Below are 19,970 nucleotides of genomic sequence, written 5' to 3' on the forward strand. Positions count from 1 at the left end.
CAAATACGACCGGGTCGAATTAGCAAGGAAACGTACCAATAGCGCCCCCTGTAACCCTATTTTTTTCACTGTAAACCATGGTGGGTTACAGTGAAAAAAATAGGGTTACAAGGACGATCAGCCTGATGGGCGCTCTTGCGCAAGAGGTAATGCTTGATCGTCAATGAAGTGCCCCAGCTTAGGCTCTCCCACTCCTGGCGGTCATCACTTCAGTGAGTGCTCAATAAGGTCTTTTCTAGGTGTGGGTGTAGTGACGATACCCATTCGCCTAAGGGCATTTACTGCAGCTGCATCCAGCCAAGCGTTGCTGTCTTTCTGAGCTCGATGGGGGTAGATGGCGTAAGGTCCATCCAAGGGCCATATAGATTTCTTGACCAGATTTGCGAAGACGCCCTTGTGGCTTGGCAGCCCGTTATCAAGGAATCGGTGCACCTTTCGGATATCCTCAGTGTTCTCGATCTGACAGATCAAGCCACTGCAGCTTTCTTCCTTTAGATCACCATCTTTGCTTGTCCAGCGACGGCGCTCGGTCTCTATGACCAGGTACATCTGTTCGGAAGTCCACAGCACAAAGATCATCATGCCGCGGCATTGGCTGTCATGAAGGTACAGCCACTTTTTCAACTTCCCTTTGGGGTCTTCCTGTTCGTCGTAGCTTCGTTCTGAAAATGGGATGAGTTCTGGGGGGCGCGAGCCAATGGCCTGATGAGGTGCGTACCAACGCACATGTTTGAGCAGCCCCGCAGCGCGGAGTCGAAGAAAAGACTTCCACATTTCTTGAAGAGCACCGCTGAACTCTGCTTCTACCGCACTGGCCGTCACCGTGGCCTTTGCAGTACCGCTATCGCCGTGGCCCATTGTGTCACCTGTGGAGAGTTTGTCAGGCGGTGACTGGTCACTTGGTACCATGATGGTGCGGTCGTAAGGGGCATCTATGTAAGTTCTAATCTTTTTAGCGTCGAGGCCGGCGCTGAGCTCTCCGGCAGTGATGTCATACCGCGGGTAGGGACTACGTGGTTGATGGAGATCTGTCATGCAGAAATCCATCTCGTCCTCTGTCAGTTTGCGTTGGGTCGTGGTCGAGCGTAGTCGGTCATCTGGTGCACCTTCCGTTTGGGTCGGTCGAGAAAGACGACAGTCGATCCATTTACCTTGAGGAGCATCGAACGCAAGCAACTCGAGGCACAAGAAGTCATTACCCTCGTTGATCCAGGTGCCGCGGCACTGCAGGCGTGTTTTGCCTTTGAACCATGGCATAACCTGCAAGGTGTGGGGTTGACCATTTTTGTAGGCAGGGGTGTCGGCATCCGCAAAAATGTTTTGAGCAGCTTTGATGGTGTGACTATCGTTTGCGAGATAAGCAAGGAAGGTCTCATCTGCCTTTACCATATCCGGGTGGGGGTAGACGACTAGCCTGTCGCTAAAGCCCTTTTCGTCTGCAGGTGTAGACTTTGCTAAAAGCCGGTTTTTCGCAGGCTCCCAACGATAGGTGGTAAGAATTCGAGGTATTTCTGCTCGATGAGCATACCCGCGGACCAGATAGTCCATGCAGTTGAGGATGACAGTTCCCTTGGTCTGCTTGAAAGCGAGCGACCAATCACCGTTGCAGCTTTCAGGTAGTCGAAATTCGCTATCGGGGGAGCAAAATCCGAGTTCAGACGCTCTGAAAAAACTCCATCCGTTATAGCCGAACTCGACGTCGAACCAGTGCCTTTCAAAGGCAATGCGTTCGACAGGACGTCTGTCCTCGAGAATGAGACCACGTGGGTAAAATAGTAAGCGGCTAACAGCAATCCTGATGGTCTCGAATTCGCCTGTCAGCAGGTCGCCGTCAAGCTTTTGCAGGGTAACCTCCACCAAGGGAACCGTCTCGGCGGCAGCATTTTTGACTAGCCGGCCATACCACCAAACAACCCAGGTGCCCAAGGGTAAGGCGTTTTCATTCTCCCACACGTTTCTTCGTGTGCTGGGTGGATTGATCCTTGTGCGCGTAATCCTTTGCAACAGTGAAAACCCTCGTACTTGAGCGATCAGACGGTAACCTGGCGGTTCGATCATACGAGCGAGCAGTGGCTAAAAGGAAGCTTCAGACTCGCCGAGAAGGGAGATGTATCCAATGCGCTCTTGGATGATTCGGGCTTTGAATGGTGTTTTAGATGGGCACCATAGCCCTTATGGTTGGATTGAAGTGGGTGAGTTCGCCGGACGCTTACGGTGTTATCCCTTCAATGACGAATGAAGCTTGCGTCGAGCTTGCAGACTGAGCATTCTTGGCGAGTGGCCAGCACTGATGCTGCCAAGGTCACTCTGGATATCGGTTCTTTTCATGAGCCCGGAGTCACATCAGCAAAGGATGCTTCATGCCCTTCCATGTTCCCGATAGGCACTATTCACTCTACAGCGATGTTGCGCGTCGTTTTCGCAGCATGCTTCAACGAGGAGTGATCACCGGCACCGAGGAAAGCACTCTCGATCGCTGGCTGGATAACTTCCAGTCCGACGAAGAGCTGTATTTCGCAGCGCGCATCCTGGAGCGATTGATCTTCCGCTCCCAGGGAATGATTGAAAGCTCCATCGATCAGTTGCTGCACTGCGTGTTACCGGCTTATCTCCGCCAATGGCAGCTCTATCCTCATCCAAGCATTGAGGTTTTCCTTGAGGCATTGGGAGAGTCGAACGCGTCTTATCCTTTGCGGTTTGTCGGTGTGGATGGGAACAAGGCCTCCGACACGGGGAAGAGTGGTGTGGTCATCATCCGCCACTACAAGCGGCATGCCCGTATCAACAAATCCATCACCTGCCGACCAGACAGGCTGAATACGTTGCCTGAAGACGTTCGCTGCCTGGTGTTTGTCGACGACATGTTGGGTACCGGCAAACAATTCAAGGACTTTGTGCGTGACAACAAATTGGCGGAGATGGAGGGCATACACATGGTGTACTGCCCCTTCGTGGCCTTCCAAAAGGGAGTCGAAGAACTGAAGAAGTTTCCTTGGCTGACCGTGCTACCTATTGAGGTGTTGGACGCAAGGCATCAGTTTTTCAGTGAGTCGGCAAATACGCCTGGGTTGTGGGCGGTCGATGGAATCAATACCGCGGCAGATGCGAGGGAGTTTTACGATCAGCTAGCCAAGGACAAGGGGATTCCGGGAACGACGAGGCATGGCCTGGATCTTGTGCTCGGATTTGAGCATTCCACACCTAACAACTCGTTGTCCCTTCTCTGGGCGGAATCGGAGAACTGGACCCCACTTTTCAGGAGATGACCTCTATGCCAGCACTAGCAGACGCGTTTCTGAAGAACCGAGCTGACAATCTGCCGCCCGACGTTTTCCAGGAATTCATAGTCCCACCATTCTTTCAGCACATCAGCATTTTCAAAGACAGCAAGTCGGTAAGGATTCTTGGTGGTCGTGGCTGTGGAAAGACGATGTTCCTTAGGTTCTTCTGCCACGGTTCAACCTTCAGTGCCCACCGTGAGGACATCGGTGATGAGGAGTTCTCGAACCTCGGCCTCTATTTTCGGCCAGATACCGGCTTCTGCTCCCTGATGACCGCAGAGTGGTTGCAGAAACCGAAGGATGGTTTTGCCTTCTCTCACTATCTGACGCTGAGTCTTGTTGCCGAGATATGCCAGGCGATCAAGAACATTGACGCTGCCGAAAACCTCGCGGGCGGGTCGCTGAACCTTTCGAAAGCCCGCCTGGGGCCGACGCTTGTCCGGCAATTGGAGCTGCCCGAGCCCACTATTGAGGCATTGCATCTGTTGATCGAGCAGCGCATGGCTGATTTCGATCTTTGGGTACGTAATCCCGATCAATGTGAAGTACCGCGGTTCGTCCATTTCTCCACTATTCTCACGGCGCTTGCAAATGACTTGGCCAAGCATTCCCCTCGCTTAGGCTCATTAGCGTTCCGCGTGTTCGTTGATGAGTTCGAGAACCTGCTGCCTCGGCAACAAGAAATTGTCTGTGATGCGATCAAGCATCCTAGCCAACGGATTGCAGTCCATATCGCTCACAAACGTGATGCAGTAACTGATCTCAAGACCAGTAGTGAGGAGCGAATCGTCGAGATTCATGACATCCGTACCATTGATCTTGAGTCCAATCTGGTCAAAGACAATGACTTCGAAGTCTTGGCTGCGGAGCTCTTCCTGTTCCGAATCTACCAAGCGAACGGGGTGGTCTCTTGTCCATCTTTCAAGCCTGAGTTGCTTCATGACCCCAGGCATTTGCCATACCGGCTGACGGAGGGTTACCGGCAGGATGTGATCAACTGTGTGAAGCAGATCCTGCCGGAACTCAATGCGCCCGAAATCGCGCGCTTGGCGCTGACGGACCTACCTCTTCGCCGGCGCATCGCAGAGATGATCAAGAAGGGTCTCGAGTTTCAAGGTTTAGATGGCAACACACGGGCAGAAGACCTGATCAATGATAAAGTCCCTGAAGCCAGCATCGTGCTCGGTGCGATCCTCAATCGCAAAACCCAGTCTGGCAAGGATGCGTTGAACCTGTTCAAGCAACTGCTGGAAAGCGGTCGGTCTAGGACGGATGTGTTTTACAAGCCGGGAGGCTGGGTGGACAACAACCTCTATGGTTGTCTATTCCATCTCTATGCTGGGCTCCCCCGAAGACCGAACATCCTCTATTCGGGCTTCTCGCGCTTTTGCAAGATCGCAGCACCGAACCTGCGCTTCTTCCAGGAGCTCTGTCACAGCACGCTACTTTTGGCCTATCAGCGAAAGTCAGCTGACGATATCGGTGAGCCTTTGTGCGTTGACCATGATAATCAGGCGATCGCTGCTAAGCAGGTCTCGGATGCCATGTTCGAAGACATCATGCAGCTAGGCCCACATGGTTATCGGCTGCTTGATTTTGCCCGACGTCTGGGTGGGCTTTTTGAGGCGTTCAACAGGCGTCGCAGCCAGAGTGAGCCGGAAATCAATCACTTCTCCATCAACGAGGCTGATGCAACGCGACTCGCTGAGCCGGCCAAGACGATTCTGCGTGAAGCGAAAATCTGGTCAGTGCTTTGGGAAACCAAGGATACCAAGAACAAAGCCGAGGTCGATGCGGCTCAATTTGAGCTGGTACTGAATGCCATCTATGCACCGCACTTCAAGATCAGCTACAGGAAGCGGCGTAAAATCACGCTAACAGCCGCACAGCTCGACATCATGCTCACTCAATCGGACTCGCAGTTCGAGTCTCTGGTAAAGCAGCTCGTCGATTCACAGGACGACGAGGCCACCGCCAAAATCACTGGCTCCCTGTTCTGAGGTTAACGTGCGCTTTATCAGACAAGACCTTATCGACGAGGCTGGGCTCGACGGCTTGGCCAAGATGGACATTGCGTTCACGGGCGTCGAGAAATTGGATGATCGTACGGAGTACTCCATGGCGCGTTCCAAGCTCTTGGCGCGCCGGAATGTTCAATTGCGTTACGATCCTGAGTCCCGGGTGCTGCACGCTGGCGAGAAGCAGTACCGTGCCAATGACTCTGGGCTGGAAGATTTCAGCCGAGACTTCAAGGCTGCATCAGTCGTTGTAGATGCTACGTCTTTGGACTTCTCGGAGATTGCTCTGCTGCTGTATGCCTACACGTTCACGAATAAGCGACCACGGGTTGGTTTCTTATACGTCGAGCCGCGGGAGTATGTGCGCCGGTCCCCTGAGGCGGGAGCAGTCAACGGTGCAGCGTTTGACCTAAGTACCGGCTTTTCACGGGAGCCAATTCCGCCATTCATGGGTATGCTCACCGCGAACGACGCTGTGCACCTAGTAGCTTTTTTGGGGTTCGAAGGCGGCAGGCTCACTCAGAAGCTCAATGATGATGATGGCCAGTTCGTTCGGAAGGTGACCATCATTTTCGGCATCCCGCCCTTCCAGGCAACCTGGGATCTTGAGGCCTTCATGGCTAACAGCCGGCTATTGGAAACGTCTGCCGCGACCGTTAAATACTGTGGTGCGAATAACCCCAAGGCCGCCTACGATTTGCTCATAACGGCCAATGCAGCATTGACCTCGAAAAGTGAATGCAATCGCTTGGCGATCTGCCCCTTTGGGACCAAACCGATGGCCATCGGGGCTGCTCTGTACTGCGCGGCCCAGCGCAAGGCTAGAGTCTTGTTTGACCATCCCAGGCGCAAACCGGGTCGAACTCAGGGTGTGCAATGCATGCACTGGTACGAGGTGGAAATGGACTAGGAGCGACGGCTCTTGAGGCGCTTCAAATCGTCGGGCGTTACTGGGAACCCAAAGTTTCCTTGCTTCTCTCTCTGCCGAGGGGCGCGGGTCGTTGGGTAGCTGTATTCATCCATGGTGCGTGCAGGGATGGGCATCAGCTCGGGGTATGTCTTGATCCGATGGGTGATCTCATCGGCGATGCGCAGATAGCAGTTGACGTAACTGTCTTCGACAATAGGCACAACTTCCACGTTGAGTGACTTCATCAGCGAGGTGACGGGCGTGTCTTCGCTAGGTGTGATACCTGCCTGGTAGTAGAAGACCTTGCCCGTTTGATGAAGTCGTCGACGTTTATGGAGCAGCAACCACCAAAGATCGATTTCGGTAAAGTCCATTCCCAGCCCTACGATGTGCAGGTGATCTCTGAGGAAATGGTCGACCCAGGAGTAGATCTCTCGATTAGAGGTGAAGTCGAGGTTGCCGTTTTTTACCGGGGAGGCCAGGCGGTAGCCAAGCTTCTTGATATCCACTCCTTCGGTGACGTAGTTGCGGATTTTTTGCAGGCTGCCCGCGTACTGGTCGTACCCCAAGACCATAGAACCGGGTCTGTCTGAGTCACCGTGAATGTGCCACACCTGTTTGGCGCCTGCTTGATAGCGGCGGAACAGGCTGTATCGGGACTCGGGGAAAATGAATGCCGGACTATAGAGCGGCCCAACGAAGGCTTCTTCGATGGTGAAATCATAATTCGTGGTGAGGATCACCTCGAATGGCTCGCAAATTTTCCGGTGAGCTTCGATGGGAGTGATCTGTTCGAGCAGCTTGGCAAATGCCACTTTTACGGCGTGTTCGTTATGCCGAAATACGCCCTCTGATCGAGCGCAGAGCTCTTCGATGATCATCGACAGGGGCTTATTGTTCAGATGGTGGATTAGCTCGTCAGCCTTAAACTGTGCGGCGAGCTCGCGCAGGATCTGCGTCCAGTCCTTCTGAAGGGCGGCCCTGTTAACACCATTCCCTAGCAACAGGGTATGCATGTGCTCTCGCTCCCAGTTCATTCTTACAGATAGAGCGCCCTGGTGAGCGCGCTCAGCAGCTTGCGTGACTTGCTCAGCTCACAGTGGAACGGGCATTTCCAGAAGCGTAGCGACTGTCAGATGTTTCGCGCAGGCTCCTCGGGCTGCGCCTCGACGCCAGATCGAGCACTCGGGACTGGTGATCCATCGCACAACGCGTTCCTGGTGTTCTGCCGGCGCTCTTACTCGAAACACTGAGTCAGAGTACGGACTCTCGCCACTCACCACTACAGCCTTGCGCTCAATGCAGCGTGTACCGACCCGCGGAAGAAGGATGTCGCCGGCAGTTGCATGTTGATAGCCAGGAAGCGACGTGCTTTCAAAGGCGATCTCCATGCCGGACTTGGGGAAGTCTGAGGTGTGAAAGTGCTGTACACCGAGCTGTGCGAATTGGTTGCGGGTTCGACTACCGCGAACGATGGATACGTTCAGATCCCTCATTGTGACGCACCCGCGGGCGCGTCTAAGCGCTGAGTCCATTTCACCAAATTCGTGGTGACCTGAATCCATGCTCTCAATCGCCTGCTCGGTGCTGATTTTGCGTTGAGCGATCAGTTGGAAGTTGTCATCGAGCTGGCCCAGCGAAACGTGGCGAGCACGCTTGCGGCCGAAGCGGATCAATAGGACATAGGCCTGAACCTCCACCTGCCAGCCGAAAGCGAATCGAGGTAACTCGTAGCATTCAATCTCGCTGGCGGTTTCGAGCAACTGCTTGCGGAAGGGGCGGCTTTGAACGGCACAAGGAATGTCGGCGCCCACGATGAAGGCGGCAGAGCCCACAGACTTGAGCCTCGCTAACGACTCCATGACAAAGTAAAGGTCGACCGGTGCCCATGCTTGCTGAATATCAAGGTCGGGGCAAAAACTCAGAAGGCGCTTGCGAGCCTTGGCCGGCAGATCCTGAACACCGTATGGGGGGTTGCCAATCACATGGTCAAACCGAGCATCACCCAGTGTTTTACCAAGCGCTGCGACAGAGAGCACATCGCGTTTGACGTAGCGGACACCGCTTAGTTGTGGACAGGCGTCGATCATTACTTGTTCGAGCTCGACACCCAAATAGCTTGCCGGCTGAACCGCGCTATGAACAGCCTGGGCCAGGCGTCCAGATCCCGAGCCAAGTTCCAGCCAATCACCACCACGAGCACCCAGCAGGCGTACCACCGCATCAGCCATAGGCTGAGGGGTCAGGATTTGACCTAATCGGGCTCGAGTATCGAGAACCGCGCGGTAGCGCTTCACTGATTCAGTCGTTCGCATCTCTCTTACACCTCCAAGTGACTGAGAGCTTGTTGCCGTGGCTTGTGCTTGATATCGTACTGACCTATGCCAAGAATCGCAATATCACCATCCGTCGAAGTGATCACTGCACGCAGTCAGCTACGGCGTTATATCACAGAGCTAGGGATCTCTGATAATGAGTATTCCAGGCGCTGTGGTGTGCCTCAATATACGATTTCCAAGTTTCTTAGCGGCCACATTAAGACCCTGACGCCTGCCGTCGAGAAAGCGTTGTCTTATGCCAATATTGGCATAATTCATGACATAGCAAATCTAACTCAGCATCCTGCGATTCGGCAGGCGCTTGGCCATGCTTGGGACGGCACGGAGGAAGGGGCACAGACTCTGGCGCTCATGATTGAAGCTATGGCACCGCTGATTCGGGCGTCACACGGCGGTGTATCTAGTAATCCTCGAGGATAAAGAAACACCGCCTGCTGAGCCCGATTTGCATTCAGATCGAGACCGTTATCAGCCCCAAACCGGTTGTTTGGCAATCGGGTGCCACAAGGTACCGCCTGGGCTTGTGTCTTTCACTTTTTGACAAAAATCGGGATCGAGAAGCGGACCGGGCGCATGTGTTGTTGCTCCATCGCATACGACAATTAGCTTGACTGGATATCCATTAAGGTTTTCCAGAGCGTCCTTGACGTAGGAGGGGATGGGTAGCGGCCCTTCAACCTCTAAGCAAACGGTGGTATTGGCAGTGAATCTGTCCGAAGCCTCAATTGCTTGCGCAAGAAGTTTGGCTGGCTCATCGGTGTCCGGAGTGCGTGGGCAGAGCAGGGTCGAAAGCACATGTGAAGGGTCAACGATATCCATCCCTGTAGTGCGGATACCTGCTTTTTGAGCCTCGTTGTGCGCCCGGACATCCCTCGATTCGTAAGCCATAGACCTTCCTCCTATTTAGTTAGTCTTAGTTCCCTATCGGCACCAAGTCTTGGAACTGGACCTTTCAGGAGTGGTTTTTAGGGGCTCAGGCGTCTCAGAATAATCGTTCGATTCTCACTGATTTCGTTTTGTCCCAGCTGCCGCCGACCAGTGCCGGGCCGGAGGCGGAGTGATGCGGATGGCGGAAGGGCCGCTGCGGCCAGCTGCTCAGTGGCGTATGGCCGCTGACCGACTGTATCGCCGCCACTTCCAGTGCTTCGTGCTCGTCCAGTGGTGGCAGCAGCCCCGGCAAGCGGCTGGCAAGCAAGGTCTTGCCGGTACCGGGAGGCCCGGTGAACAAAAGGTTGTGCGCCCCGGCCGCCGCTAGCAGCAGCGCACGCTTGGCCGCCAGTTGGCCCTGCACTTCGCTCAGGTCCGGGTACGGACGTTGCTGCAGGATCAGGCCGTTGGCGGCATACGGTGGCAATGGCACCTGGCCGTTCAGGTGGGCGACCAGTTCCAGCAGGTGCCCCACCGCATACACCACCAGCCCGCCTGCCAGGCTGGCTTCCTCGGCATTCTCCCGCGGCACCACCAGCGCCCGGCCTGCTTCGCGTGCCGCCAGTGCTGCGGGCAACACGCCCTGCACCGGGCGCAACTTGCCAGACAGCGCCAGTTCGCCCAGGCATTCGACCTCGGCAAGGGTGGCCGTTGGTACCTGGCCATCGGCGGCGAGGATACCCAGGGCAATTGCCAGGTCATAGCGCCCGCCATCCTTGGGCAGGTCGGCGGGGGCGAGGTTCTGGGTGATGCGCCGCTGCGGGTAGTTCAAACCGGAGTTGACGATGGCGCTGCGTACCCGGTCCTTGCTCTCTTTGACCGTGGTTTCCGGCAGACCGACCAGCGTGAGATGGGGCAAGCCGTTGGCCAGGTGGGTTTCGACGCTGACCGCCGGTGCCTGCACGCCCACCTGGGCGCGGCTGTGGACGAGGGCTAGGGACATGGACGCTCCGTTGTCGCTGAAGAGGGCCGCTTCCTGCGGCTTTGCAAGAATAGCGAGCACGGCCCGGGCCGGCGAAAGAAGTGTGCGTCCTGGTTTTTCAGGCAGGGGTTTCCCCTGCATTGTCAACCCGTCGGGTTCGTGCCTGCTGTGCGCCGGAAGGGCTCAGGCGCGTACATAAACCCAGGCGGTCAGGCCCGATGCGAGCGTTACGGCCACGCGCTTGTAGTCAGCGACTTCATAGCGATCCGCCGCTGCCAGCTCTTCTTCGCTGATCTGGAAGACCATGCCGGCCACGCTGTCGTCTGCCTGGCTGCTGGGAGCGACGATAGGGTGATGGGACTTGCCGCTGGCTGCCAGCACGGCCGGGTCGGTGATCTCGACCCAGTCCTGGCGGTAGCCCAGCATGCGGTCGGCCTGGCCGCTCAGTTCGCGGCCGAAGTTGGTGAGCTGCACGGCCTTGTCCTGCAAGGTGCCGTAGGAAAACAACAGTACCGGGTATGCGCTGGAGGGTTGCATTCACTCATCCTGTGGGGTCGGGTTCAGCCGGGCTTCCAGCTCGGCCACTTGTTTTTCCAAGGCCTCCAGGCGTGCGCGGGTGCGCGCCAGTACGACCATCTGGCTGTCGAATTCTTCGCGGCTGACCAGGTCCAGCTTGCTGAAGGCACCTTGCATCAGCACCTTGAACTGACTTTCCAGTTCGGCGCGGGGCTGGGCGGTATCGCTGCTGAACAGGCGCGATGCCTGGTCGCTCAGGGCATCGAGAAGGGCTTTGGGCGCGAGCATGGGGCTGTCCACTGATACTGGGAAATGGCCGGCAGTGTAGCACGCATGCATGAGCATCCGGCCTCGTCGCTGGCTCGTGTAGGAGCGGCCTTGTGTCGCGAAAGGGCCGCACAGCGGCCCCAGCGATATCAGTATCCAGGCACAAATCGTGGGGGCGCTTCGCTCCCCTATCGCGACACAAGGCCGCTCCTACAGAAAGCAGCGCTCATCTGAAACTGCACATTTTTCGAGCGATGCGGCAGGTCGAAGCGCACCGAAATTGTGCATGTTTCCCATGCTGGCGACTGGCCAATCCCGACTGATTCACATAACTCCCTGTTTTCCCGAGCTTTGACGGAACTGGCAAGGTTTCTGCAAAGACCAGTGCGAGCCATGCACTGATGCAGTTCCTTGTGACCAGGCAGTGCGCACGCGGAGCCGGATGCCGACGACGCGTTACAAAGCCAACCGCTGCGCTTAGACTTGAGACGGGTTTGTTTTCCTGGGGCAAGTCCACCAAATCGGGAGAGAGTTTCATGAAGCTAGTCACAGCCATCATCAAGCCGTTCAAGCTGGACGACGTGCGCGAGTCGCTGTCGGAAATCGGCGTGCAGGGCATCACCGTCACCGAAGTCAAAGGTTTCGGTCGGCAGAAGGGCCACACCGAGCTGTATCGCGGTGCTGAATATGTGGTCGATTTCCTGCCCAAGGTGAAGATCGATGTCGCCATCGATGACAAGGACCTTGATCGGGTAATCGAAGCCATCACCAAGGCAGCCAACACCGGCAAGATCGGTGACGGCAAGATTTTCGTGGTGAATCTGGAGCAGGCGATCCGTATCCGTACCGGCGAAACCGATACCGACGCGATCTAAGCAGCAACAAAGCCTCACCAAACCCAACGCCCCAGGAGAAAACAACATGACTCTGCGTAAGATCGCAGGGCTAGGAGCCCTATTGTCCCTCGTAATGCCCGGGCTTGCCCTGGCAGAGGAAGCTGCCCCAGCGCTGAATTCCGGCGACACCGCCTGGATGCTGACCGCAACGGCGCTGGTGCTGTTCATGACCATTCCGGGCCTGGCCCTGTTCTATGGCGGCATGGTGCGTTCCAAGAACGTGCTGTCGGTAATGATGCAGTGCTTTGCAATTACTGGCCTTATGAGCATTCTCTGGGTCGTCTATGGCTACAGCATGGCCTTCGATACCACCGGTATGGAAAAGGGCGTGCTCAACTTCAATTCCTTCGTCGGTGGCTTCTCCAAGGCGTTCCTCAGCGGCGTCACGCCCTCGAACCTGACCTCGGCTGCCGCGCTGTTCCCTGAAGCGGTATTCATCACCTTCCAGATGACCTTCGCCATCATCACCCCGGCGCTGATCGTTGGTGCGTTCGCCGAGCGCATGAAGTTCTCCGCGATGCTGGTGTTCATGGGCATCTGGTTCACCCTGGTCTACGCGCCGATCGCGCACATGGTCTGGAGCGGTGACGGTGCACTGATGTGGGACTGGGGCGTGCTTGACTTCGCTGGCGGCACCGTGGTGCACATCAACGCCGGTATCGCTGGCCTGGTCTGCTGCCTGGTGCTGGGCAAGCGCAAGGGCTACCCGACCACCCCGATGGCTCCGCACAACCTGGGCTATACCCTGATGGGCGCGGCCATGCTGTGGGTCGGCTGGTTCGGCTTCAACGCAGGCTCTGCCGCGGCTGCCAACGGCACCGCCGGCATGGCCATGCTGGTGACCCAGATCGCCACCGCCGCCGCGGCCCTGGGCTGGATGTTCGCCGAGTGGATCGGTCACGGAAAACCGAGTGCCCTGGGCATTGCTTCGGGTGTGGTCGCCGGCCTGGTCGCCATCACCCCGGCTGCCGGTACCGTAGGCCCCATGGGTGCCCTGGTGATCGGCCTGGTCTCGGGTGTGGTCTGCTACTTCTGCGCCACCAGCCTCAAGCGCAAGCTGGGCTATGACGACTCGCTGGACGCCTTCGGCGTGCACGGCATCGGCGGTATCGTCGGCGCCATCCTCACCGGTGTGTTCGCAGCTCCGGCGCTGGGCGGCTTCGGTACCGTCACCGACATCGGCATGCAAGTCTGGATCCAGGCCAAGGGCGTGATCTTCACCGTGGTCTACACCGCCATCGTCACCTACGTGATTCTCAAGGTGCTTGATGTGGTGATGGGCCTGCGGGCAAGCGAAGAAGAAGAGTCGGTCGGCCTCGACCTGGCTCAGCACAACGAGCGCGGCTACAACCTGTAACTGCGACGCGGTAAAAACTTGCCCGGCTTGCCGGGCATTTTTTTTGCCAGATTTTTAGCATTTCCCGCACGGCAAACGGTTTATCCGACACGTTCGCGACGTAGGCGGAAATCTTACAAAACGCAGAGCATTCATGGTGCTTTGCTTTTTCTGCTGGCGCGCTAGAATGCGCGCCGAAGGGTGTTTGACGAGTAGTCCACACGCTTCGCCAGCCTTTGCTAGGCTTGCCAATAGCGTGTGGCCAGCAGGGGCTAAAGGATTTGTCAGGTCCTGCCAGGAGCAGGGTCTGCTGGGTGCCGCCTCCCATCAGGAGCGCCGACCCTAGGGCAGTGGCCTAACCCACGGCCAGTTGAATTTTCACTGGTGGCTGCCGGTCTACGGCTGCACTGGTCTATAACTAACCTGCTTTTCGCAAGTCATGAGGTAGAACATGAGCGACGACGATCTGGAAAATGATGACCTCGAAGTAGGCGACGAAGACGAGGGCGATGAAGGCCTCGAAGCGGCAGCTGATGATGGTGCCGAAGACGCTGGCGATGACGACAGCAGCCCGGCACCCGCTGCCAAGGGCAAATCCAAGGCCGCGGTCTCGGTAGACGAGATGCCGAGCATGGAAGCCAAGCAGAAGGAGCGTGACGCCCTGGCCAAGGCCATGGAAGAGTTCCTTGCTCGCGGCGGCAAGGTTCAGGAAGTCGAGGCCAACGTGGTCGCCGATCCGCCCAAGAAGCCGGACAACAAGTACGGCAGCCGCCCTATCTGAGTGGCTGATCGAAAAAAAGCCCGCCGTCGCTGCGGGCTTTTTTGTGCCTGTCTGTTTTGTGTTGCCTGTACCGGCCTCTTCGCGGGCTCGCCCGCTCCCACTGGGATCGCGCAGAAGCTGAGAGGGCAGTAAACCTGTGGGAGCGGGCGTGCCCGCGAATGGGCCGCGAAGCGGCGCCTGTCAGCGCCAGCGCGCGAGGATGTCGGGTAACTGCGACAGGCGCTGGATCTCGGCATCAGGCGCCTGTTCGCCTACCCACGCCTTGCCCTGGGGGTTGAACCACACCGCCCGCAGCCCGGCGCGCTGGGCGCCGGCAATGTCATCGCCCGGGTGGTCACCGATGTGCACCGCTGCGCTGGCCTCCACGTCACCGCGGCGCAGGGCTTCGAGGAACGGCGCCGGGTCCGGCTTGCCGATGCCGAGGTCTTCGGCACACAGGGCAAAGCGGAAATAGTCCGCCAGCCCCAGCCGGCTTACGTCGGCATTGCCGTTGGTGACCACGCCCAAGGTGTAGTGATGGCGCAGGATCTCCAGCACCGGCTGCACCTCCGGGAAAATCTCCACCTGGTGGCGGGCATGCAGGAATACTTCGAAACCTTCGTTGGCCAGCTCCTGCGCATGTTTTTCGCTGTAGCCGACTTCTTCCAGGGCATGAAACAGCACCCGTCGACGCAGGGCGCTGATACGGTGCTTCAGGCCGGGTTCGGCTTGTACCAGGCGCTCGCGAATGGCGAACAGGTGCTCCACCGGTACGCCGCCAAGGATCGGGGCGTTGGCTTCGAGCCAGTCGCGCAGCACGACTTCCGCGCTGGCAATCACCGGCGCGGTATCCCACAGGGTGTCGTCGAGGTCGAAGGTGATCAGCTTGATGCTCATGAGTCTGTGCCTTTGCTGCGTTTGGCCCGAGGGTGGGCGCTGTCGTACACCGCGGCCAGGTGCTGGAAGTCCAGGTGGGTGTAGATCTGCGTGGTGCCGATGTCGGCGTGGCCGAGCATCTCCTGCACCGCGCGCAGGTCCTGGGACGATTCCAGCACGTGGCTGGCGAAGGAATGGCGAAGCATGTGCGGGTGCAGGTGCTGGCCCAGCTCGCGCTCACCGGCCGCCTTCACCCGTTGCTGAACGGCCCGTGGGCTGATGCGGTTGCCTTGGCGGGTGATGAAAACCGCGCGGTCGCGCGGGTTGCCGATGCCGCGCAGGCGGTACCAGGCCTGCAATGCCTCGCGGGCCTTGCGGCCGACCGGCAGCACGCGGGCCTTGCCGCCCTTGCCCAGCACCTGCACCAGGCCGGCGGCGAGGTCCAGGTGATCGAGGTCGAGGTTGGTCAGCTCGGACAGGCGCAGGCCCGACGAATAGAACAGTTCGAGGATGGCCTGGTCACGACGGGCGATGAAGTCATCGTCGACACCGCCATCCAGCAGTTGCAGGGCGCGGTCGGTGTCCAGCACCTTGGGCAGCCGGCGTTCGCCCTTGGGCGGGCTCAGGCCGCTGGCCGGGTCGTGCTGGCACAGGCCTTCGCGGTTCAGGTAGCGGTACAGGCCACGCACCGCCGACAGCAGCCGGGCCAGGCTGCGCGAGGACTGGCCGTGGTGGTGCTGGCGGGCGATCAGTTGGCGTAGCTGCTGGATCTGCAGCGCCTCCCAACCGGTAATGCCATGTTCTTTGCAGTAGGCGACCACCTTGTCGAGGTCGCGACGGTAGCCCAGCAGGGTGTGCTCGGACACCTGGCGCTCGTTGCGCAGGTGTGCGCAATAAGCCTCCAGCTGGCGTTCCATCAGCGTACCGGGCGCAGGGTCTGGGTAACGCGTGGCACAACGCGGCCAAGCACCTCGGCAATGTAGCCAAGGAACAAGGTGCCGACGCTGCTCTTGTAGTGTTGCGGGTCGCGGCTGCCGATCGCCAGCACCCCGTGCAGGCCCTGGTATTCCAGGGCAGCCACGGCGCTGGAGCCCACTTCCCGGCGCTGTTCTTCACCGAACAGGAAGGCCAGCTCGTGCTCGCGCAGGTTGCCGCTGACCGTCTTGCCGCCACCCAGCAGGGCACCGATGGCCTGCTGCGCCTCGGCGTTGCTCACCCAGCGCCCGACCGGCGCGACGTTTTCGCCGAACAGGATCAGGCTGACGAAGGGCACCTGGAATTCCTGGCGCAGGCTGTCTTCGACTGCCATCACCACTTCCTCCAGGCTGCCGGCGTCGAGCAGGTCGAGGATCAGCCGGCGGGTCTTGTCGAAAAGCCGATCGTTGTCGCGGGCCACGTCCATCAGTTGCGACAGGCGGTGGCGCATCTCGATGTTGCGGTCGCGCAGCAACTTGAGCTGGCGCTCCACCAGCGACACGCTGTCGCCACGCTGGTGAGGGATGCGTTGTTCGATCAGCAACTCGTCGTGCTCGGCGAAGAAGGTGGGGTGGGCGCGCAGGTAGGCGACCACCGCTTCGGCATCGAGCTCGGCGGACTGCTGGGGTACAACCTGGGGCTGATCGGTCATGGCGGTTACTCGCTTAGAGACGAACCTGTCCTTCGTAGACGCGTACGGCTGGGCCAGTCATCAGCACGGGCTTGCCGGGGCCGGCCCACTCGATGTGCAGGCGGCCACCGGGCAGGTCGAGGGATACCGGGGAGTCCATCCAGCCCTGGCTGATCGCCGCCACGGCGGCGGCGCAGGCGCCGGTGCCGCAGGCCTGGGTTTCGCCCGCACCACGTTCCCACACCCGCAGGTTGGCGCGGTGGCGGTCGATGACCTGGAGGAAGCCGGCATTTACCCGCTGCGGGAAGCGTGGGTGGTTTTCGATCTTCGGGCCCAGCTCATGCACAGGGGCGGTACGCACGTCGTCGACACGCAGCACGGCATGCGGGTTACCCATGGACACGGCGGCAATCGAATGCACCTGGCCGTCGACCTCCAGTGGGTAGTTCAGCGCCTGCTCGTCGGCGACGAAGGGGATTTCGGCAGGGATGAAGCGCGGTGGGCCCATGTCGACACTGATCTGGCCGTCGTTCTGCACGTCCAGCTCGATGATGCCGCTCTTGGTTTCCACGCGGATGCGCTTTTTCGCGGTCAGGCGCTTGTCCAGCACGAAGCGGGCGAAGCAGCGCGCACCGTTGCCGCACTGCTCGACCTCGGAGCCGTCGGCATTGAAAATGCGGTAGCGGAAGTCCACTTCCGGGTTGTTCGGCGCTTCGACGATCAGCAACTGGTCGAAGCCGATGCCGGTGTGGCGGTCACCCCATTGCTTGGCGTGCTTGGGCTGGATGTGCGCGTGCTGGCTGACCAGGTCGAGGACCATGAAGTCGTTGCCCAGCCCATGCATCTTGGTAAAACGCAGCAGCATGGGCTTACTCCGGCAGCAGGCTTTCGCCAGCGTACAATTCGGCGATGGTCTCGCGGCGGCGTACTTCGAAGGCCTGGTCGCCGTCGACCAGGATTTCAGCGCAACGGCCACGGGTGTTGTAGTTGGAGCTCATGACAAAACCATAGGCGCCCGCGGACTGTACGGCCAGCAGGTCACCTTCGGCCAGGTTCAGCACGCGGTCCTTGCCGAGGAAGTCGCCAGTCTCGCAGATAGGACCGACCAGGTCGTAGGCACGGCCTTCGCCTGCGCGTGGCTTGACCGCGCTGACACCCATCCAGGCCTGGTACAGGGCCGGGCGGATCAGGTCGTTCATCGCCGCATCGATGATGGCGAAGTCCTTGTGTTCGGTGTGCTTGAGGTATTCCACGCGGGTCAGCAGGACGCCGGCGTTGGCCACGATGTAGCGGCCCGGCTCGAACACCAGGGCTAGGTCGCGGTCGCCGACGCGCTCGCGGATCGCCTTGATGTAGTCGGCCACCAGCGGCGGCTCCTCATCGCGGTAACGCACGCCGACGCCGCCACCCAGGTCCAGGTGGCGCAGATGGATGCCGCACTCGGCCAGGCGGTCGACCAGCACCAGCAGGCGGTCAAGGGCATCGAGGAAAGGCTCGACGGTGGTCAGCTGCGAACCGATGTGGCAGTCGACGCCGACCACTTCCAGGTTCGGCAACTGCGCGGCCCGCACGTAGATGGCCTCGGCGTCGGCGATGGCGATGCCGAACTTGTTCTCTTTCAGGCCGGTGGAGATGTACGGGTGGGTACCGGCGTCGACGTCCGGGTTGACCCGCAGCGAGACCGGGGCAACCTTGCCCATCTCGGCGGCCACTACCTGCAGGCGCTCCAGTTCGTCGGTGGATTCGACGTTGAAGCAGTGCACGCCGACTTCCAGGGCACGGCGCATGTCCTCGCGGGTCTTGCCGACACCGGAGAACACCACGCGGTCGGCACGGCCGCCAGCGGCCAGCACGCGCTCCAGCTCACCGCCAGAGACGATGTCAAAGCCTGCGCCCAGGCGTGCCAGCACGTTCAGCACGCCAAGGTTGGAGTTGGCCTTGACCGCGAAACATACCAGGTGCTCGGTGCCTTGCAGTGCATCGGCGTAGCTACGGTACTGGGCCTCGATGTGGGCGCGCGAATACACGTAGGTAGGGGTGCCGTAGCGTTCGGCGATGGCCGACAGGCCCACGCCTTCCGCGAACAGCTCGCCGTCGCGGTAGTTGAAAGCGTTCATCTGGTTTCCTTACTGCGCTGGCGACTGCTCGGGCTCGAGCTCCGGCTGCTGCTCTTGTACCGGGGCCGGCTTGGCTTTTAACTGGTGCTGGTGCGACTTGTGCGCTTTGCCGTTATCGCCGTCTTCTGGCAGATACAGCGGGCCTTTCTGGCCGCAGGCCGAAACGAGGCAGGCAACAGCGACCAGCGCCGCGAGGGAGGAAATCAGGCGCTTCATGGGTGAAATCCTTAGAAATATGCAGTATTGCGCCCGAGTATACCGAGCGACCGACGGCTTGCCTATGCAAGGGCCGGCCCGCCGGGCGGGCTATTCTTACCGCCTGCAAGGGCCCTTTCGCAGTACCTGTGGGAGCGGGCGTGCCCGCGAACACCGGCAAAGCCGGTGCCACACACCGCGGCGCCTGATTCGCGGGCATGCCCGCTCCCACAGGTACTGCGCTGGCTTTGAGTTCATGCCAGTGAAGGTAGCGGCTAAACCTTTGCATTCGGCGGCAAGCGCCCGTATCTTGCCGGGCTTGCCTGTAACGCAGCCAATTTCGAGGTTCCTGCAATGAGTTTGAGTGAAGCGCGTTTCCATGATCTGGTCGACGCGACCCAACAGGCCCTGGAAGACCTGTTCGACGAGAGCGGCCTGGACCTGGACATGGAGAACTCCGCTGGTGTCCTGACCATCAAGTTCGACAATGGCAGCACGCTGATTTTCAGCCGCCAGGAGCCGCTGCGCCAGCTGTGGCTGGCCGACCGTTCCGGCGGTTTCCACTTCGACTACGACGAAGAAAGCGGCAAGTGGGTGTGCGAGAAGAGCGAGGAGCTGCTGGGCGAAATGCTCGAGCGCATCGTCTGGGAGCGGGCCGGCGAGAAGCTGGACTTCGACGAGATCTGACATGAGCAGTACCCAGGCCCGGCCGCCCAAACCGCTCTACAGCAACGTCAGCCCCGCCGTGCCGTCGCCGTGCATCAGCGTTTGCCGGCTGGACGAACAGCGGGTGTGCACAGGTTGCCACCGGCATGTCGAGCATATCCGTGAATGGCGTTCGGCCGATGACGAACGGCGCCGGCAGATTTGCCGCGAGGCCCAGGCCCTGCGCGACCAGGCTAAGGCACACTGATCGCAGGGGCTTGAGTATTTACCCGGCTGTGGTAACGTCGGGTTCTGCGTCGGTGACGCCAAAGCCTTCACAAACCCCGCCCTTGGGCGGG

At 59.2% G+C, this 19,970-nt stretch carries 20 protein-coding genes and 1 pseudogene; 8 read left to right on the plus strand and 13 right to left on the minus strand.

What is annotated here, in order from left to right:
- Positions 1-204: 204 nt before the first annotated feature.
- Entirely contained in the window at positions 205-1,953 is a 1,749-nt protein-coding gene (locus tag ACLCGK_RS05895) for a hypothetical protein (RefSeq protein ID WP_410951487.1), read from the minus strand.
- Positions 1,954-2,360: 407 nt separating this feature from the next.
- On the opposite strand from ACLCGK_RS05895, the gene ACLCGK_RS05900 reads away from it, so the two are divergent.
- Genes ACLCGK_RS05900 through ACLCGK_RS05910 form a run of 3 tightly spaced genes read left to right on the plus strand, consistent with a single transcriptional unit; the run spans position 2,361 to position 6,209 of the window.
- Positions 2,361-3,266 carry a hypothetical protein gene (locus ACLCGK_RS05900; RefSeq protein ID WP_410951488.1) on the plus strand — a complete coding sequence of 302 codons (906 nt, stop codon included), beginning with the start codon at positions 2,361-2,363 and terminating at the stop codon, positions 3,264-3,266.
- Positions 3,267-3,271: 5 nt separating this feature from the next.
- Positions 3,272-5,281: a hypothetical protein gene (locus tag ACLCGK_RS05905; RefSeq protein ID WP_410951489.1), complete on the plus strand. Its 2,010-nt coding sequence runs from the start codon at positions 3,272-3,274 to the stop codon at positions 5,279-5,281.
- A 7-nt stretch (positions 5,282-5,288) separates the two neighbouring features.
- Positions 5,289-6,209 (plus strand): hypothetical protein, encoded by a 921-nt coding sequence (locus ACLCGK_RS05910; protein WP_410951490.1) that lies wholly within the window; start codon positions 5,289-5,291, stop codon positions 6,207-6,209.
- Here ACLCGK_RS05910 and ACLCGK_RS05915 read toward each other — a convergent pair.
- The 6 genes and pseudogenes from ACLCGK_RS05915 to ACLCGK_RS05940 form a co-directional block, all read right to left on the minus strand.
- A complete protein-coding gene (locus ACLCGK_RS05915) occupies positions 6,206-7,225 on the minus strand; it encodes an SIR2 family protein (protein WP_410951491.1) in 1,020 nt (339 codons plus the stop codon). The genes ACLCGK_RS05910 and ACLCGK_RS05915 overlap by 4 nt on opposite strands.
- 78 nt (positions 7,226-7,303) lie before the next feature.
- Positions 7,304-8,524 (minus strand): N-6 DNA methylase, encoded by a 1,221-nt coding sequence (locus ACLCGK_RS05920; RefSeq protein ID WP_410951492.1) that lies wholly within the window; start codon positions 8,522-8,524, stop codon positions 7,304-7,306.
- Between the two features lie 492 nt (positions 8,525-9,016).
- Entirely contained in the window at positions 9,017-9,436 is a 420-nt protein-coding gene (locus tag ACLCGK_RS05925; RefSeq protein ID WP_410951493.1) for a hypothetical protein, read from the minus strand.
- A 139-nt stretch (positions 9,437-9,575) separates the two neighbouring features.
- Positions 9,576-10,418, minus strand: a pseudogene (locus ACLCGK_RS05930) (YifB family Mg chelatase-like AAA ATPase); the annotation flags it as partial.
- Positions 10,419-10,580: 162 nt separating this feature from the next.
- Entirely contained in the window at positions 10,581-10,934 is a 354-nt protein-coding gene (locus ACLCGK_RS05935; RefSeq protein WP_015272256.1) for a gamma-glutamylcyclotransferase family protein, read from the minus strand.
- The gene (locus ACLCGK_RS05940; protein WP_015272255.1) at positions 10,935-11,201 is read right to left on the minus strand and encodes an accessory factor UbiK family protein; all 267 of its coding nucleotides are present in this window, start codon (positions 11,199-11,201) and stop codon (positions 10,935-10,937) included.
- Positions 11,202-11,716: 515 nt separating this feature from the next.
- On the opposite strand from ACLCGK_RS05940, the gene glnK reads away from it, so the two are divergent.
- The 3 genes from glnK (at position 11,717) to sutA (ending at position 14,193) form a co-directional block, all read left to right on the plus strand.
- On the plus strand, positions 11,717-12,055 hold the full coding sequence (gene glnK / locus ACLCGK_RS05945; RefSeq protein WP_002555808.1) for a P-II family nitrogen regulator: 339 nt from the start codon (positions 11,717-11,719) through the stop codon (positions 12,053-12,055).
- 46 nt (positions 12,056-12,101) lie between these two features.
- Entirely contained in the window at positions 12,102-13,433 is a 1,332-nt protein-coding gene (locus ACLCGK_RS05950) for an ammonium transporter (protein WP_410951494.1), read from the plus strand.
- Positions 13,434-13,863: 430 nt separating this feature from the next.
- On the plus strand, positions 13,864-14,193 hold the full coding sequence (gene sutA, locus ACLCGK_RS05955; RefSeq protein WP_013974748.1) for a transcriptional regulator SutA: 330 nt from the start codon (positions 13,864-13,866) through the stop codon (positions 14,191-14,193).
- Positions 14,194-14,373: 180 nt separating this feature from the next.
- On the opposite strand, the gene ACLCGK_RS05960 is transcribed toward sutA, so the two are convergent.
- Genes ACLCGK_RS05960 through lptM form a run of 6 tightly spaced genes read right to left on the minus strand, consistent with a single transcriptional unit; the run spans position 14,374 to position 18,987 of the window.
- On the minus strand, positions 14,374-15,069 hold the full coding sequence (locus tag ACLCGK_RS05960; protein ID WP_013974747.1) for an HAD family hydrolase: 696 nt from the start codon (positions 15,067-15,069) through the stop codon (positions 14,374-14,376).
- Positions 15,066-15,965: a tyrosine recombinase XerC gene (gene xerC, locus ACLCGK_RS05965; RefSeq protein ID WP_015272253.1), complete on the minus strand. Its 900-nt coding sequence runs from the start codon at positions 15,963-15,965 to the stop codon at positions 15,066-15,068. The genes ACLCGK_RS05960 and xerC overlap by 4 nt, the downstream gene beginning before the upstream one ends.
- Positions 15,965-16,675: a DUF484 family protein gene (locus ACLCGK_RS05970; RefSeq protein WP_015272252.1), complete on the minus strand. Its 711-nt coding sequence runs from the start codon at positions 16,673-16,675 to the stop codon at positions 15,965-15,967. The genes xerC and ACLCGK_RS05970 overlap by 1 nt, the downstream gene beginning before the upstream one ends.
- A gap of 13 nt (positions 16,676-16,688) precedes the next feature.
- A complete protein-coding gene (dapF, locus tag ACLCGK_RS05975; RefSeq protein ID WP_013974744.1) occupies positions 16,689-17,519 on the minus strand; it encodes a diaminopimelate epimerase in 831 nt (276 codons plus the stop codon).
- A 4-nt stretch (positions 17,520-17,523) separates the two neighbouring features.
- On the minus strand, positions 17,524-18,771 hold the full coding sequence (gene lysA, locus ACLCGK_RS05980) for a diaminopimelate decarboxylase (RefSeq protein WP_015272250.1): 1,248 nt from the start codon (positions 18,769-18,771) through the stop codon (positions 17,524-17,526).
- 9 nt (positions 18,772-18,780) lie between these two features.
- Complete coding sequence (gene lptM, locus ACLCGK_RS05985; protein ID WP_410951495.1) at positions 18,781-18,987, minus strand: LPS translocon maturation chaperone LptM; 207 nt, start codon at positions 18,985-18,987, stop codon at positions 18,781-18,783.
- A gap of 333 nt (positions 18,988-19,320) precedes the next feature.
- Here lptM and cyaY point away from each other — a divergent pair, with 333 nt between their 5' ends.
- Together cyaY and ACLCGK_RS05995 are read left to right on the plus strand one after the other, a co-directional pair.
- Complete coding sequence (gene cyaY / locus ACLCGK_RS05990; protein WP_004375540.1) at positions 19,321-19,653, plus strand: iron donor protein CyaY; 333 nt, start codon at positions 19,321-19,323, stop codon at positions 19,651-19,653.
- Position 19,654: 1 nt separating this feature from the next.
- A complete protein-coding gene (locus ACLCGK_RS05995; protein ID WP_013974742.1) occupies positions 19,655-19,879 on the plus strand; it encodes a DUF1289 domain-containing protein in 225 nt (74 codons plus the stop codon).
- Positions 19,880-19,970: the final 91 nt, after the last annotated feature.

The organism is Pseudomonas sp. S1(2024), from assembly GCF_046557535.1.